This is a genomic window from Pontibacter mangrovi (genome assembly GCF_006385705.1).
GTDB classification, from domain to species: Bacteria; Bacteroidota; Bacteroidia; order Cytophagales; family Hymenobacteraceae; genus Pontibacter; species Pontibacter mangrovi.
The window spans coordinates 192,659-206,788 of the sequence record NZ_VFRQ01000004.1 but is presented as its reverse complement, the minus strand read 5'-3'; the positions used below and the strand labels follow the sequence as shown (position 1 = coordinate 206,788).

General features: G+C 53.1%; 12 protein-coding genes and 1 tRNA gene. 7 read left to right on the top strand and 6 right to left on the bottom strand.

Going from position 1 to position 14,130, the window contains the following annotated elements; genetic code table 11:
- Positions 1-76: 76 nt before the first annotated feature.
- Positions 77-481, top strand: coding sequence for a DUF7793 family protein (locus FJM65_RS09275; RefSeq protein WP_140621225.1), 405 nt, complete (start codon positions 77-79; stop codon positions 479-481).
- A 492-nt stretch (positions 482-973) separates the two neighbouring features.
- Positions 974-1,948, top strand: coding sequence for a hypothetical protein (locus tag FJM65_RS09270; RefSeq protein WP_140621224.1), 975 nt, complete (start codon positions 974-976; stop codon positions 1,946-1,948).
- Between the two features lie 288 nt (positions 1,949-2,236).
- Here the strand turns inward: FJM65_RS09270 and FJM65_RS09265 are convergent, their stop codons facing one another.
- Entirely contained in the window at positions 2,237-2,722 is a 486-nt protein-coding gene (locus FJM65_RS09265) for a hypothetical protein (RefSeq protein ID WP_140621223.1), read from the bottom strand.
- A gap of 785 nt (positions 2,723-3,507) precedes the next feature.
- Here FJM65_RS09265 and thrA point away from each other — a divergent pair.
- Genes thrA through thrC form a run of 3 tightly spaced genes read left to right on the top strand, consistent with a single transcriptional unit; the run spans position 3,508 to position 8,230 of the window.
- On the top strand, positions 3,508-5,958 hold the full coding sequence (gene thrA, locus FJM65_RS09260; protein ID WP_140621222.1) for a bifunctional aspartate kinase/homoserine dehydrogenase I: 2,451 nt from the start codon (positions 3,508-3,510) through the stop codon (positions 5,956-5,958).
- Positions 5,959-5,975: 17 nt separating this feature from the next.
- A complete protein-coding gene (locus tag FJM65_RS09255) occupies positions 5,976-6,929 on the top strand; it encodes a homoserine kinase (protein WP_140621221.1) in 954 nt (317 codons plus the stop codon).
- Positions 6,929-8,230 carry a threonine synthase gene (gene thrC, locus FJM65_RS09250; RefSeq protein ID WP_140621220.1) on the top strand — a complete coding sequence of 434 codons (1,302 nt, stop codon included), beginning with the start codon at positions 6,929-6,931 and terminating at the stop codon, positions 8,228-8,230. Before FJM65_RS09255 ends, thrC begins: the two co-directional genes overlap by 1 nt.
- A gap of 251 nt (positions 8,231-8,481) precedes the next feature.
- Here the strand turns inward: thrC and FJM65_RS21725 are convergent, their stop codons facing one another.
- Positions 8,482-8,658 carry a Fic family protein gene (locus FJM65_RS21725; protein ID WP_140621219.1) on the bottom strand — a complete coding sequence of 59 codons (177 nt, stop codon included), beginning with the start codon at positions 8,656-8,658 and terminating at the stop codon, positions 8,482-8,484.
- 118 nt (positions 8,659-8,776) lie between these two features.
- A tRNA-Ile gene (locus FJM65_RS09240) sits at positions 8,777-8,850 on the bottom strand.
- 92 nt (positions 8,851-8,942) lie between these two features.
- Between FJM65_RS09240 and FJM65_RS09235 the strand changes: the two genes are divergently transcribed.
- Both FJM65_RS09235 and FJM65_RS09230 read left to right on the top strand, forming a co-directional pair.
- Complete coding sequence (locus FJM65_RS09235; protein ID WP_140621218.1) at positions 8,943-9,575, top strand: HAD family hydrolase; 633 nt, start codon at positions 8,943-8,945, stop codon at positions 9,573-9,575.
- Positions 9,562-10,848, top strand: a complete 1,287-nt coding sequence (locus FJM65_RS09230; RefSeq protein WP_140621217.1) for a site-2 protease family protein — start codon at positions 9,562-9,564, stop codon at positions 10,846-10,848. Before FJM65_RS09235 ends, FJM65_RS09230 begins: the two co-directional genes overlap by 14 nt.
- 162 nt (positions 10,849-11,010) lie before the next feature.
- On the opposite strand, the gene FJM65_RS09225 is transcribed toward FJM65_RS09230, so the two are convergent.
- The 3 genes from FJM65_RS09225 to FJM65_RS09215 all read right to left on the bottom strand — a co-directional run bounded on the left by FJM65_RS09225 (position 11,011) and on the right by FJM65_RS09215 (position 14,097).
- A complete protein-coding gene (locus FJM65_RS09225; RefSeq protein ID WP_140621216.1) occupies positions 11,011-11,316 on the bottom strand; it encodes a rhodanese-like domain-containing protein in 306 nt (101 codons plus the stop codon).
- Between the two features lie 7 nt (positions 11,317-11,323).
- Positions 11,324-13,135 carry a T9SS type A sorting domain-containing protein gene (locus FJM65_RS09220; RefSeq protein WP_181163683.1) on the bottom strand — a complete coding sequence of 604 codons (1,812 nt, stop codon included), beginning with the start codon at positions 13,133-13,135 and terminating at the stop codon, positions 11,324-11,326.
- 185 nt (positions 13,136-13,320) lie between these two features.
- Positions 13,321-14,097 carry a PASTA domain-containing protein gene (locus FJM65_RS09215; RefSeq protein WP_140621214.1) on the bottom strand — a complete coding sequence of 259 codons (777 nt, stop codon included), beginning with the start codon at positions 14,095-14,097 and terminating at the stop codon, positions 13,321-13,323.
- Positions 14,098-14,130 lie beyond the last annotated feature (33 nt).

The window sequence follows — 14,130 nt, the reverse complement described above, 5'->3', positions numbered from 1 at the left end:
AGTATACTTGCAGTAAGTGCAGTAAGTAGGGTATGTACAGCCAGATTATACTTTTAATTCCCATAATCCGTCCTGAATGGCAAAATTCGACAAAAATTACGAGACAAAGTCTAAAAGCACAGACTATGTTACGATGAAGGTACATGACGGAATCTTTTACATGTACTATAAGCCCCTGCGTCTGCTGGACATCCATATTGCAAAGGCTATTGTAAAGGAAAGGCTTGCCTTTAAGGAGGGAGTTCCATACCCTAGCCTGTTTGACATACAGCGGGTGGAGCACTCTACCAAAGAGGCCCGCGACTACATGGCTGACAAAGGGAATGACCTGGTGCAGGCCAGCGCCATCATGGTCAGTTCCCCGATGCTGCGAATGATGGCCAACTTCTACATTATGGTGAACAGGCCCAAGAACCCTACCCGCATGTTTACCGACGAGAAAAGCGCAGTGGAATGGCTTACGCAATTCCGGGAAAAGTAACAAAACTCCCACCCTAGCCTTAACAAGCTCACCTCAAGCAAGTTATCCCACAATCTCTGCTCCTGGGCAGCAAAAGCAAGCCTATACTTTCAAGCTCTTCCGGTGTTGCAGCCACATTCTGTGCAACGTTTACGCATTGAAGGGAGCGCCACGATGAACAGGTATAAAGAGCCGCCTGACTTGCCTGCCCCTCTTTCGTCCATAGCTTTCAAGCCCTTTCCTGCACACAGCACCATTTTATACTACAAAAAAGCGGCACAATTGCCACCGCGGCACAATTTTGCACTTTCCCTAAACACCCTATTAATCCCCTAAAAGCGCAAAAACGCCTAAAACGAATCAGAAACGGGTTTTATATATACTTAATAAGATATATAGGTATATTAAATTGTACTTTTATCAAGAATAATCTTAGACTTTTCTTCAACCTTATTTTGCTGCACCAGTATAAGATCATTATAAAAGTATAATTTAAAACTTAAAGTTACAGTTATGAAAAAAACGCTTACTATTGGTGCAACCCTTGCTACCAGCCTGTTCATTACTAACGCTGCCATGGCCCAAGGCGCTGGCACAAACACATCTGAAATCATGCAAAACGGTATGTCTAACATGATAGAACTGCAGCAGGTTTCTGGTGAGGGCAACGCCGCCTCAGCTTGGCAGGAAGGAAATAATAATATGATAAACATCTCGCAGGCAGGTGGCACAAACAACACAGGCCAGGCCATGCAGACCGGCGACGACAACGAGGCGCATGTAAAGCAGGAAGGCGGCATGCAGCATACTTCTAACATGGCCATGGTAGACCAAATGGGAACCTCCGGATACGCCTACATCGAACAGCTTTATACAGACGGCAACTCCGCCTCCATCTCGCAGGATGGCATGGGTAACGCAGCTGCGATAGGCCAGTACAACAACATGAACAACTCAGCCAGCATCCAGCAAATGGTGGAGGACAACAGAGCGATCATTCAGCAGAACGAGGGCATGGACAACATGGCCGAGATCTCTCAGGATGGCTACAGCAACGTTGCCTACATTTTGCAGGACGGAAGCGAGCAGAACAGCGCCTCACTTATGCAGGAAGGCACCTATAACGAGGCAGAGGTCTTCCAGTATGGCGGCGTAAACAACCAGGCTATCGGCGTACAGGAGGGTCATGTAAACGACATTTATATTATGCAGGACGGTGGCATGAACAACATGGCCAGCATCATGCAGTACGGCGAGCATAATGACGCAGACGTGGTGCAGTATGGCGCCGGCGAGGGTAACACAGGTATGGTTGTCCAGGACGGAGAGCACAACAGCGGCATCATCTCACAGACTGGTATGGATAACATGGCTGAGATCATGCAAGAGGGCACTTACAACCAAGCGCTCATTAACCAGACAGGCATGGGCAGCCATGTAAGCGTTAGCCAGACAGGACACGGAAACTCTATCACAATCAACCAATAGAGTCTAGATTCTACATAGAAGAGCCTGTGGGATATGCCTATCCCACAGGCTCTTTTTGTTTACAGCGAAACGCTATTTATACTTTGCCCAAACATGCTGGATATCCGCTTGCTACATCTTCTAAAGTGATCACCATCCGTGCTTATACTTAAGAACTGCTGAGAGGTGCAGCATGATCATGTGCTGCCGCTTTAGAAGGAACTGCCAGTTAGGCATGGTAGAGGCACCAGGGTAAGGGACATAAATTGTTGCAGCAAGCAAGTATGAGGTTTTCTATCAGGAAAGCGTTTAGCTATTGGTAAGCCACTCCAGCGCCGCCCCTTCTGTTAGAAAATACTGCGTATCGAAAAGCGGGGTTTCTTTCTTCACTTTCTTGTCTAGCACTTCGTTAGTAAGCTGCTGCAGCACATCAACTGATGATACAATAGCCAGGTACTTGAGGTTGCTTTTTGAGATAACCTCTACAGAGATTTTGGCAAGCCACCCTTGGTCGTCCATCGTCAGCACCCCCATCCGCTGGTTGTTTACCAAAAGTTTCTCCAGTTTGCGCTCCAGCAGTATTCGCCCAGTTTCTTCTATTCCTTCCCTATATTCCTGGCTTTTTACGGGCCTAAGCCAGCGCACCACAAGAAGTCCCTGCCGTTTGTCTAATGTTATCTCTGCAAAACCAGAATGGTAGAGCTTCAGGCACTCTTGCTCAACTGCCTGCTGGCCGCATTCCTTATTCCTGTTTATAGCTGCAGAGGAGCTGCTGCAAGACTGATCCTTTTCCATTTAATCTATAAACGCGCGTAAGTCACATCCTAAACTCAGGAAGACACTAAAAATACTTTGCTTTAAAATAACAAGTTTGTGCTGCTACGAAAAGTTTAGTTAACAGACAAAAAGCATTAGTAAGAGCGCTTAAACACCTGTTTCATGGGGCATAGCTGCTGCTTTATTTCTCCGCTGCAGGTATCACATCCTCATATCTTAGCTGATGCCGATCTTAGAGGCTGTTTTTTATTTGAGGAAACAAGAAGGTGTTTGCGGCCTTGCCAAAACGCTGGATAGTGAAACCCACCTTCGGCTAGCTTACCTCTACCGTAGGCTCTTCAAGGACTATGAACGCAGCACCAGATCTGCTGAGACAATAATTCAGAAATGCTTGCTACAAGAACCGCAGGATTAATGCATCTACAGTTGGCTTTTGCCGCTGCCCCTCCTTCTGCAAAAAATACCGTTCTAAGCAGCAGGCCACGATGCTGATTTAGCTGTTACTACCTTTCCAAAACGGCCTTCTTATGGTAATATATTGATCATTAACATATTAATATCAATTTCATTAGCATATATAGAAAAAAGTCTCCATATTACCGCCATGCAATCCATGAGCAACAACCTGTTTTCAACTACCATTATTATTTCCACCGGGATCATTACGATTACCGGGACAACAGGCTATTGCACATGGGGACAGGAACATTATCGTAGTATGAGTTAGAAAAACGCATCATAACCTACAAAAAGGCCTTCCTCATTTCCTGAGGAAGGCCTTTTTGTTTTAACCCCTTTACAACATGAAAATCCTGAAATTCGGAGGCACCTCGGTCGGCTCCGCGCAGTCGATCAGCACCTTGGTGCAACTAGTTAAAGAGCAACAGCAGCAAGACGAGGCAGTGGCCGTGGTCTGCTCGGCCATGAGTGGGGTGACCAATACTCTTTTACAACTCGTGACAGAAGCGTCGGAAGGGAAGGCGTATGTGACTGGTCTGAAGACGATAGAGGACCGCCATTTTGGGCTAGTGAGAACCCTGCTGGAGGTGAAGCACCAGAACGTGGCCCTGCTGGGACTCCGGCTATACTTTAATGAGCTGGAAGAATTGCTGGCAGGGGTCCGGGCATTGGGAGAGGCCTCTCCCCGAACCAGCGACCGGGTAGTGGCCTATGGCGAGCTCTGCTCCAACTACACCATAGCGCATGTGCTCAGGCAGCATGGGGTCAACGCGGTGTTTGCCGATGCACGCCAGCTTATTAGAACGGACAGCCATCATGGCAAAGCCGCCGTGGACGAAGCGCTGACCAACCAGCTCGTAAAAGATTTCTTCAGCCGGCACGCCGACGCTGTTCCCGTGTTCACGGGCTTTATCGCCTCCGACCAGCACGGCAACACCACTACCCTCGGCCGTGGAGGCTCCGACTATACTGCCGCCCTGGTGGGTGCCGCTGTGGGCGCGGACCAGGTGCAGATCTGGACAGACGTGGATGGCTTCATGACGGCAGACCCGCGGCTGGTTAAAAGGGCCTTTCCGCTCAAACAGCTGTCTTACAACGAGGCCATTGAGCTTTCTTACTTTGGCGCCAAGGTCGTGCACCCGCCTACCATGCTGCCGGCCATTGCCAGGGGCATCCCGATCATTGTCAAAAACACCTTTAATCCCTCCTTCTCCGGGACTGCCATTGGTCCCAAATCCTCTGTGAACTGTTCCCTGGTGAAGGGTATTACCTCCATCCCAGCTATCAGCATGCTGACGGTACAGGGTGGCGGCATGGTCGGGTACAAAGGCTTTAGCGGCCGCCTGTTCAGTGCCCTGGCCCAGGCAGGCGTTAACGTGATCCTGATCACGCAGGCCAGCTCTGAGCATAGCATTACCCTTGCCGTGTCACCGGCGGAGGCTCAGGCTGCCAGTACAGCCATTGAGGCAGAGTTTAGGTATGAGCTGCTGTCTGGCAGGCTTTCCAAGCCATCGGTGGAGGAAGGATACAGTGTGATGGCCGTGGTCGGGGAAAACATGAAGCAGGCCATCGGGCTGTCGGGCAAGCTCTTCAGCGCCCTGGGGCGCAGCGGCGTGAACATCAGCGCCATCGCGCAGGGCTCCTCTGAGCTTAACATCTCCGTGGTGGTCAGCAGCGAAGACCTGTCCAAAGCACTGAACTCCGTGCACGACGCGCTCTTTCTCTCACCTGTTAAAACGCTGAACGTATTCTGCTGCGGCACCGGCAACATCGGCGCCACCCTGCTCCGGCAGCTGGCGCAGCACCAGGAGCACCTGCAGACCAGCCGGCACCTGAGAATCAACCTGGCAGGAGTATGCAACAGCCGGCAGATGCTCTGCAACCGTGACGGCATCAGCCTCAAAAACTGGCAGAACGAGCTTGTGGAGCACGGGGAGCCGGCTAGCCTGGAGCGCTTCATGGAGCAGGCGGCCTTGCTCAACCTGCCCAACGCTGTATTCCTGGACAACACTGGCAGTACGGACGTGGCTGGCGTTTACCGTGAATTGTTCGGGCAGAGCTTCTCAGTCGTGACCTGCAACAAGATCCGCAACTGCGGTACCTTCTCCGACTACCACAAGGACAAGCAGGTGGTGCGCAAGTATGGCGTGGACTATTATTATGAGACGAACGTCGGCGCTGGCCTACCGGTCATCAAGACTCTCCATGACCTGCTCATCAGCGGAGACCAGGTGCTTAAAATTGAGGCTATCTTATCGGGAACGATCTCTTACCTCTTCAATGAGTACAGAGGCGACAAAACCTTTGCGGCCGTGGTGCGGGAGGCGCAGCAGAGTGGCTTTACTGAGCCGGACCCGCGGGACGACCTCAGCGGGCTGGACTTCGCCCGGAAAATGCTCATTCTGGCCCGCGAAACAGGTTTGCCGGTGGAGCTGCAGGATGTGCAGATACAGCCTATCCTTCCCGAGAGCTGTACAGCGGCCCCTACGGTGGAGGCCTTTTACCAAGAACTGGAAAAGTCAGAGCCTTACTTCGCAAGCCTCAAAGAAGAGGCCGCTGCTAGCGGGAAAGTGCTGCGTTACATCGGCTCCCTGGAGGGTGGGAAGGTAAAGATTGAACTGGTAATGGCTAGCCCGGAACATCCCTTCTTCGGCCTCTCCGGCAGCGACAACATCATCTCCTTCACCACCGATCGCTACCGGCTCAACCCGATGGTGGTCAAAGGGCCGGGAGCGGGCGCCGAGGTTACAGCCGCCGGCGTATTGGCAGACCTGGTACGGGTAGCAGCTTATTAACTAAAAAAGCAGAACACATGAAATCAATAAGAGTATTTGCCCCGGCCACAGTCGCCAACCTGAGCTGCGGCTATGATGTGCTGGGCCTTGCCGTGCACGCGCCTGGCGATGAAGTGATCATGCACCTCAACGACAGCGGACAGGTGACGCTGGACGTGCTGGAGGGCGACGAGGGACGACTGCCCCGCGACCCGGAAAAGAACACGGTGAGCGCCGCGGTAATGAGTTACCTCCGGCACTTGGGTCTCGCGCAGGGAGTAAGTATAGAGTTGTACAAGAAGATGCCTTTTGGCAGCGGCCTAGGCTCCAGCTCTGCCAGTGCCGTGGCCGGCCTGGTGGCGATAAATGAGCTGATGGGCCAGCCCCTGACGAGAAAAGAGCTGCTGCCATTCGCTATGGAGGCAGAGCGGCTGGCCTGTGGCCACGCTCACGCTGACAACGTGGCCCCTGCCCTGCTGGGTGGCCTGGTGCTAGTGCGTAGCTACCATCCGCTGGACGTGGTCCGGCTACCGGTACCGCCGGGACTATCCTGCGCTCTGGTATACCCGCATGTGGAAATCCCGACACGGGAGGCGCGGCAGATTCTCAAGACGCACGTACCGCTTCGAGATGCCGTGACGCAATGGGGCAACGTGGCAGGCCTGGTGGCGGGCTTCTGCACCAACGACCTGGGTCTGATCAGCCGGAGCATGCAAGACGTGGTTATTGAGCCTATGCGCTCCATGCTCATTCCCTGCTTCGAGGAGCTGCGGCAGCTGGCCCTGGAGCAGCAGGCGCTGGGCTTCGGCATATCCGGCTCCGGTCCCGCTGTGTTCGCGCTTTGCAGCTGCCTCTCCGTTGCCCATAACGTGACAACCGCCCTAGAGGCTAAGCTCTCCGAAGAGCGCATCGGAAGCACTACGTATGTCTCCGAGATTAACCTGCAGGGGCCGTTACTAGAACATTTGCAACCCGTTTTAGCCAAAGTATAATGTTATATAGCAGCACTAGCCGACAAACTACACACGTACCTCTAGAGAGGGCAGTACTGAAGGGGCTAGCCGATGATGGCGGCCTTTACATGCCAGCGTCTATACCTGTGCTCCCGGCTTCTTTTTTTGAGCGACTGCCCCAGCAGTCGCTGCAGGAGATAGCCTATGCTGTCGCCTCCGCTTTCCTGAGGGAGGACGTGCCAGACCAGGTACTAAAACGCATGGTAGCGGAAACCCTGAACTTCGAGATACCGCTGGTCAAGGTGGAAAAGGATATCTACAGCCTGGAACTGTTCCATGGCCCAACCATGGCGTTCAAAGATGTGGGTGCCCGCTTCATGTCGCGCCTGATGGCCTACTTCAACCGTGATAAGGACAAGGAACTGAAGGTGATCGTGGCTACCTCTGGCGATACAGGCAGCGCAGTGGCGGCCGGATTCCACCAAGTACCGGGGATACAGGTCTTTATCCTTTACCCAAAAGGAAAGGTAAGCCCGTTGCAGCAAAAGCAGCTCACCACCTGGGGAGACAATATCACAGCCATTGAGGTAGAAGGCACTTTCGACGATTGCCAGCGACTGGCCAAGCAGGCACTGGCCGACCAGGAGCTGAATAGGCGTCACCTGCTCACCTCCGCCAACAGCATCAACATTGCCCGGCTCATCCCACAGTCCTTCTATTACTTTTACGCCTATGGCCAGCTGCAGCGGCAAGGCAAACCCCTGGTATTTAGCGTACCCAGCGGCAACTTCGGCAACCTAACCGGCGGTTTGCTGGCCGCCGCCATGGGTTTACCGGTGCATCGCTTCGTAGCCGCCACCAATGCCAACGATGTCGTGCCCCAGTACCTTGCGACCGGCATATACGCACCCAAGCCCTCCGTGCAAACCATCAGCAATGCCATGGATGTAGGCAGCCCCAGCAACTACGCCCGCATGGAGGCCTTGTTTGGTGGGGAGCTCGAACAGTTCCGCCGTCGCATCACCGGCTATACTTTTACAGATGAGGAAACCCGAAAAATCATACGCCAGGTATACCAACGGCACGGCTACCTCCTGGATCCGCACGGAGCAGTAGCCTACAGCGGAGCCGGTAAATTCCTGTCTCAAACCAAGGAGCCGGCTACTGCCGTCTTTCTGGAAACTGCGCACCCGGCCAAGTTCAAGGAAGTCATGGAAGATACGTTGGGAGAGGCCATTGCCATACCTGCCAGGCTGCAGCGCTTTGCGGAAAAACAGGAGCGCATTGTACCGATGCAGAACAGCTTTCAGGAGCTAAAAGTTATACTTTCAGAGGCGTAAAGGAAGTAGCCTCCCATGGGTGAGGATGATCCGTTTCTGGCACCTAAGACACATGTTTGACTTAAATATCCAGAAGGTAGCGGGTGCTCCGGCCGCTACCTTCTGGATAAACGCAACCAGCCCCAAGAGGTACTGCAAACCCCTTGTGGCAGTAGCCTTGGGCATTTTACTATTTCCTGGCGTCCAGGCCGTGCTATCGTTGCTTTACTGGGCCTGCTCCAGGGCCTGGAAATACGCCTTCTTATCTACCTCTATGGTGCTGGAGAGGCTAAGCAAGACCAGAGGGCCCAAAGTTTGGGACTAAGCCTTTCTGCCAGGGCACACCCTATATTCCCATTGCCATCCGCAAAGAGGTGCAGGTTCTCAAAGAACATATGAACAACCGCAGACCGGACTGTAAGCTTTTTGATCGTTTTGCCTGCCGTCAAGTAAAGTTTTCATTTACTGGTGGTGAAATCTGGCTGTGAGCAGATGAGGAAAATGTTGAAGGTAATTTTGATATATAAAATAAAAAAGCCCCTCAGAATTAACTGAGAGGCTTTAACGTGGGCCCACCTGGGCTCGAACCAGGGACCACCTGATTATGAGTCAGGTGCTCTAACCAACTGAGCTATAGGCCCGATCCGCTTCTCTGGATATGCATCCTTTGAATTGGGAGTGCAATTTTACATATTTGCATTCAATATTTCAAATACTACCAACTATTTTTTTCGTGGACCTGACACAAATCAAAAATATCATTTTCGACCTGGGAGGCGTTATTATCAACCTCGATTACAACAAGAGCATAGAAGAGCTGCAGAAGCTTTGCAACAGCAATTGCAACATAGCCTACAGCCAAAAAGAGCAGTCGCACTTGTTCGACCTGCTGGAGACCGGCAACTGCTCTAACGAGGAGTTCCGCAACGGCTTGCGCGAGGCGTACGGAATAGATGCTACCGATGAGCAAATAGACGAGGCCTGGAACGCAATGCTGCTCGACATCCCGCAGGAGCGCATTGACCTGCTGCTGGAGTTAGGCAAAAAGTACCGCATCTTCCTCCTCAGCAACACCAACGACATACACATGCAGCGCTTCAACCAGATCGTGGCGCACAGCTTCAGCATCCCAAACCTGGATTCTTTGTTTGAGAAATCCTATTACTCGCACCTGGTGGGCAAACGCAAGCCCGATGCCCCTGTTTTTGAGCAGATCCTGGCCGAAAATAAGCTTAAGAAGGAAGAAACCCTGTTTATTGACGACAGCATACAGCATATAGAGAGCGCCAGAAAGCTGGGCTTCCATACCCTGCACCTACAGCCGCCCCTCACTATTAACGAGTTTTTTGCAGATGCTGCAGTCTAAGCGCCAGCAACAGTGGCTGCACCTGCTGCTTTTCTGCGTCACGCTGGTTACCACGACCCTTGCCGGCGCAGAGTGGCGGTACGGCAAGCTTTTTTTTCTGGATCAGGAAGGATTTAACTGGACGGGAACGTTCACCTGGAGCGAGTTTTTAGGTGGCCTGTACTTCTCGCTGCCTTTCCTGGGGGTGCTGACGGTACATGAGTTCGGGCATTATTTTACGGCCCGCTATTATCGCACGGCGGTCACGTTGCCATACTACATCCCGCTGTGGTTCGGGATTACATTCTCCATCGGCACGATGGGGGCTTTTATCCGCATCAAAGAGCACATTTTCTCTAGAAAGCAGTTTTTTGATATCGGTGTTGCAGGCCCGCTGGCAGGCTTTGTGGTGGCGGTGCCGCTGCTTTTTTACGCATTTACACACCTGCCTCCGCCAGAGTACATCTTCAGCATCCATCCGGAGTATAAGCGCTATGGCCTGGATTATGCGCAGTATGCCTACCAAAGCGGGTTGGGTAATTTCGCGCTCGGCAAAAACCTGTTGTTCCTGCTCTTCGAGAAGTATGTGGCCGACCCTGCGCTGTTGCCCAACCACTACGAGATCATCCATTATCCTTATGTGTTTGCAGGCTATCTGGCACTGTTCTTCACGGCATTAAACATGCTCCCGATCGGGCAGCTGGACGGGGGCCACGTGCTTTATGGCCTGATCGGACACCGCAGGTTCAACCGCGTTTCCCCTGTCTTCTTCAGCTTGTTTATACTTTATGCGGGCCTTGGCGTGGTCTCTCCGCACCATGAGCCGTTGTGGTCGGAGGAGCTGCTGGTGGTGCTGGCGCCCTTTGCCTATTGGGCCTACTTTAAACTGCTGCCCTCCCGCAACCATGCCCTCGCCGCCACCATGGCCATGCTGCTGCTACAGTATGGCTTGGCCGGGTTGTTCCCGGAGTTGGAGGGGTATTTCTGGCTGTGGCCTTTTTACGTGCTGTACCTGGTGTTTGTGCTGCAGCCGGCAACTTCTAAGCTAAAGCATACATTATACCTTGCCGCTGCCGTGCTGGCGGCGCAAGTGCTGGTATCCATGGCGCTTCCGGGAGTAGATGGCTATAGTGGCTGGATGGTGTTTGGGCTTCTGCTCTCCCGGGTGATGGGCATTTTTCATCCTGCCTGCCCCGACGAGCGCCCGCTTTCGCCGATGCGCAAAGCCCTGGGCATTTTCGCCTTCATCGTTTTCCTGCTTTGCTTCAGTCCGTCGCCGTTTATTATTGATTAGCAGTTTTGGCCTGGAGCTGCATACTATCTGAGCTGAGAACTCAACTGCCGTTTGACAAATTTCGGCAGATTTATACCTGCTGCAAACCCAACTTTAGCTAAAAACAGAATGGAGCAGCCGTTGTGGCTGCTCCATTTACACTTGTGATAAGGTAAGGTATACTTAGCTGTTGTAAGCCATAATGCCACCCACCAGGTTGCGCACATTGCTAAAGCCCTGCTGCTGCAGAAACGCTCTGGCAGAGGCAGACCGGGCTCCCGAACGGCACTGCACAATCACTTCCTTGTCTTTCATGTCTTCCAACTCGTCCAGGCGCTGTGGCAGCGTGCCCAGCGGAATGTTCTTTGCTCCCGGAATATTGGCCTCCTGGTACTCCCAATCTTCACGCACATCTATAATAACAGGCGTCTCCCCTTTCTGAAGGCGCTCCTTTAGTTCTTCTGCGGTAATGTCTGCCGATGCAATCATAGTTTATTTATTTAAGGATTAATTTTTCAGTAATAATCGTCTTTCTATTTTGAATACGCAAAGTATACACTCCCGGTGACAGGTGCCCCAGTTGCAGCGGCACACCCGGCCCACGGTAGGTTTGGCGATGCACCTCCCGCCCCAGCATATCGTAAACCCGCACCAACTCGTACGGCTCGCTCAGGTGTACCTCGCCATGGCTAGGGTTAGGGAACACCTGCATGGCCGCCTGGTAACGTTCCTCCTCTGCGCCAAGCGGCACCTCCCCAGTCATCACCAGCCGCAGCATCACGGCACCTTGAAACTTGGTTTCTTCGGCCCAACCGCCCGAAGCAGTGTAAGTAAACCGCTGCCCTGCCGCGTTCTCATTTTTGTCGAAGCCTATGTTTAAGTAAAGGCTGCCAGGCTGCGTCCAGCCGATAAAAAATGTATCCTGCACCGTCACCTGCTTCGTAAGCGCTACTTCATAAAATTTATTGAGGCTATCAGAGTACTGTACCTGAAAGCTCTGCTGGTGCAGGGTTTTACCGGGTACGCCGTTGTCGTTGCCCCACACTCTGAACGTTACGCTGCTACCTGAAATGTCTTTGCCAACCCTCGGAAAGTAGACCCGAAAAGCCTTTACCTGGTCTGGCTTGCTCAGGATGAACCTTTGGGCCACCTGGGTATTTGTCGTGCCCAGAAAGCTGAAACCGGCCTCAGCGGTTCCGTCGTCCAGGGCAAAGTAGTCTGAGAAGACGGTCGTGCGCTCTGTTCTGTCGTTGGCCTGGGTTTCCGGGTTCAGCTCCTTCGTATCAAGCGCAATGCCATGTGCCAGGGTAAAGTTTTCCGTGGCCGGGATGACTGCCTGGTCCAGCGCAGGCACCCCAGCGATCTGATACTGCCGCGCCTGCCCCTGCACCAGCGCCTGGTCCTGCAAAAAAGTAGTTTCTGCCCCTCCTGCCCCCCGGATGTAGCCTCTCCAGGCAATGGCCTCCGGCGCGCTGCCTAAGTTGTTGAATGTAGCCGTAACGGTATCTGCCAACGCCGCATTCGGGTCCTCGCGAAATTGCCAGGCAGGCATAGCGGTATAATACTGCAGCAGCCTGCTTATACTTTGGCTGATGGCAATGTCTCTTCTGTTGGCTTGCCCTTTGGTGCGGTTCCGGTCTAGCAGCATGTAATCCAGGTTCCAGACATCGGCCATGCCGTTGCGCAGCCCCACATTGCGGAACCGGAACCGGAAGCCGCTGTGGAAGTATTTGGACTCCCGCAGCCCCACAAACACCTGTGCAAAATCTGTTACCTCGCCCACGGCCGGCTGCCGCCATACCTCCTGCCAGGCGCCGGTGTTATCCAGAAACTCCAGCGTGAGGTAGCGCAGGTTGCTTTCCGTTTGGTCGGGCACATCGCCCAGGCCGCCGGACTGCCAGTAAAAGCTCAGGTATACGGAGTCTGCCGGTGTGAGGCCTCCCAGAAGTATGGGCGCAGAAGTCAAGGTATCGGAGGCACCCGCTGACAGTGTGTTGGGCGCATAGGCCTGTCCGTTGCCGTCCAAGCCATCTAACGTAGCCACATTTTTAGTGATGGGGCGCAAAGCGTAACGGTTATTCACAAAAACACCGTTCCCGCTCCACCGGGCTGGCACTAGAGTGTCTGCCGCCGCAAAGTCATCAAAGAAAGGCAAGGGCTCCGCCGCTGCCAGCCTGAGAAAATTAGCGTACTCATACTTATCTGTTCGCCTTGCCTCCTGCCGCAGCGGCTGCAGCACCGCCTGTGCCAGCGCACCGGTGGCCGTACTGCACATCAACAAAAGTATAAACGCCAGCTGTTTTCTCATCCGAAGTATAAAATAAAGGCAAAAGGTAGTATTTCCGCTACTCTGATGCAAACAACAAGGTTGTGGCAGGGCTGTTTCCGCTACAGTTTTGCCTCCTAAACCACCCCGAAAGCCACCGTCGTACAAGTATAAACCGGAAGCGCCTGCCATTGCTGGCAGACGCTTCCGGTTTATATTATAAAGGCTTACTCTATCCCCTGCACCGGCTCCTGGCCAGCTACCCACAGGTCTACGAGCTCACCTACGCGGATCTTGGCTCCCACTTCCGCATAAGGGCGTTGCTTCACCACCGTTCCGTCCGGCTCCTCGGTTCCCTGCACATAAAACACATTGCCAATCTGCAAGCCCTGCCCTACCAGTAGCACAGACGCCTCATCCACTGGCATGCCTACCACTTTTGGCATCTCAAACTCCGTGTCGCCCAGGCCGTCTCCCACGTGCAGGTCCACCACAGATCCCTTCGGCACCATGTCGCCTGGCTTCACCTCCTGGCCATTCACAAACTGCTTCAGCACAGCGTTTTGCTGCAGGTCCGGCACATAGGTGATCTTGCCTTTACGCAGGTCGTAGCTTTTGAGGATCAGCTCCGCGTTCTTCACAGAGCCATCTATGAGCTTCGGCATCTTGATCATCGGCGGGTTTTTCATGTTCACCGAGATGTAGATCTTGCGGTTCTCCTTCACCTTAGAGCCCGGCGCCGGGTCCTGCGTCAGGATCTGAAAGGGCTTCTGGTCCGGCTTGTAAGTGGAGTCGTTGATGAAGTAGCGTAGGTTCTGCTCCTCCAACAGCTGGTCGGCGTCCTGCAGCTGCATGCCGGTTATCTTCGGCACCGAAATGCTCTCCCCATGATTGGTGGTAGAGGGCAAGTAATAGTAAAAGAAGCCCAGAATCATGGCCGCCACAATAACGCCCATGATCAAAAGGTGCCCTATCACACCTAAAAATGAATTCGTTTTAAACATGCAATTAAATTGCTGATGGTTGATTGTTAAATT

Excerpts from the sequence above, each read along its gene's own strand:
- FJM65_RS09275 (WP_140621225.1), top strand. The coding sequence starts at position 77 with ATGGCAAAATTCGACAAAAATTACGAGACAAAGTCTAAAAGCACAGAC.
- FJM65_RS09270 (WP_140621224.1), top strand. The coding sequence starts at position 974 with ATGAAAAAAACGCTTACTATTGGTGCAACCCTTGCTACCAGCCTGTTC.
- FJM65_RS09265 (WP_140621223.1), bottom strand. The coding sequence starts at position 2,722 with ATGGAAAAGGATCAGTCTTGCAGCAGCTCCTCTGCAGCTATAAACAGG.
- thrA (WP_140621222.1), top strand. The coding sequence starts at position 3,508 with ATGAAAATCCTGAAATTCGGAGGCACCTCGGTCGGCTCCGCGCAGTCG.
- FJM65_RS09255 (WP_140621221.1), top strand. The coding sequence starts at position 5,976 with ATGAAATCAATAAGAGTATTTGCCCCGGCCACAGTCGCCAACCTGAGC.
- thrC (WP_140621220.1), top strand. The coding sequence starts at position 6,929 with ATGTTATATAGCAGCACTAGCCGACAAACTACACACGTACCTCTAGAG.
- FJM65_RS09230 (WP_140621217.1), top strand. The coding sequence starts at position 9,562 with ATGCTGCAGTCTAAGCGCCAGCAACAGTGGCTGCACCTGCTGCTTTTC.
- FJM65_RS09225 (WP_140621216.1), bottom strand. The coding sequence starts at position 11,316 with ATGATTGCATCGGCAGACATTACCGCAGAAGAACTAAAGGAGCGCCTT.
- FJM65_RS09220 (WP_181163683.1), bottom strand. The coding sequence starts at position 13,135 with ATGAGAAAACAGCTGGCGTTTATACTTTTGTTGATGTGCAGTACGGCC.
- FJM65_RS09215 (WP_140621214.1), bottom strand. The coding sequence starts at position 14,097 with ATGTTTAAAACGAATTCATTTTTAGGTGTGATAGGGCACCTTTTGATC.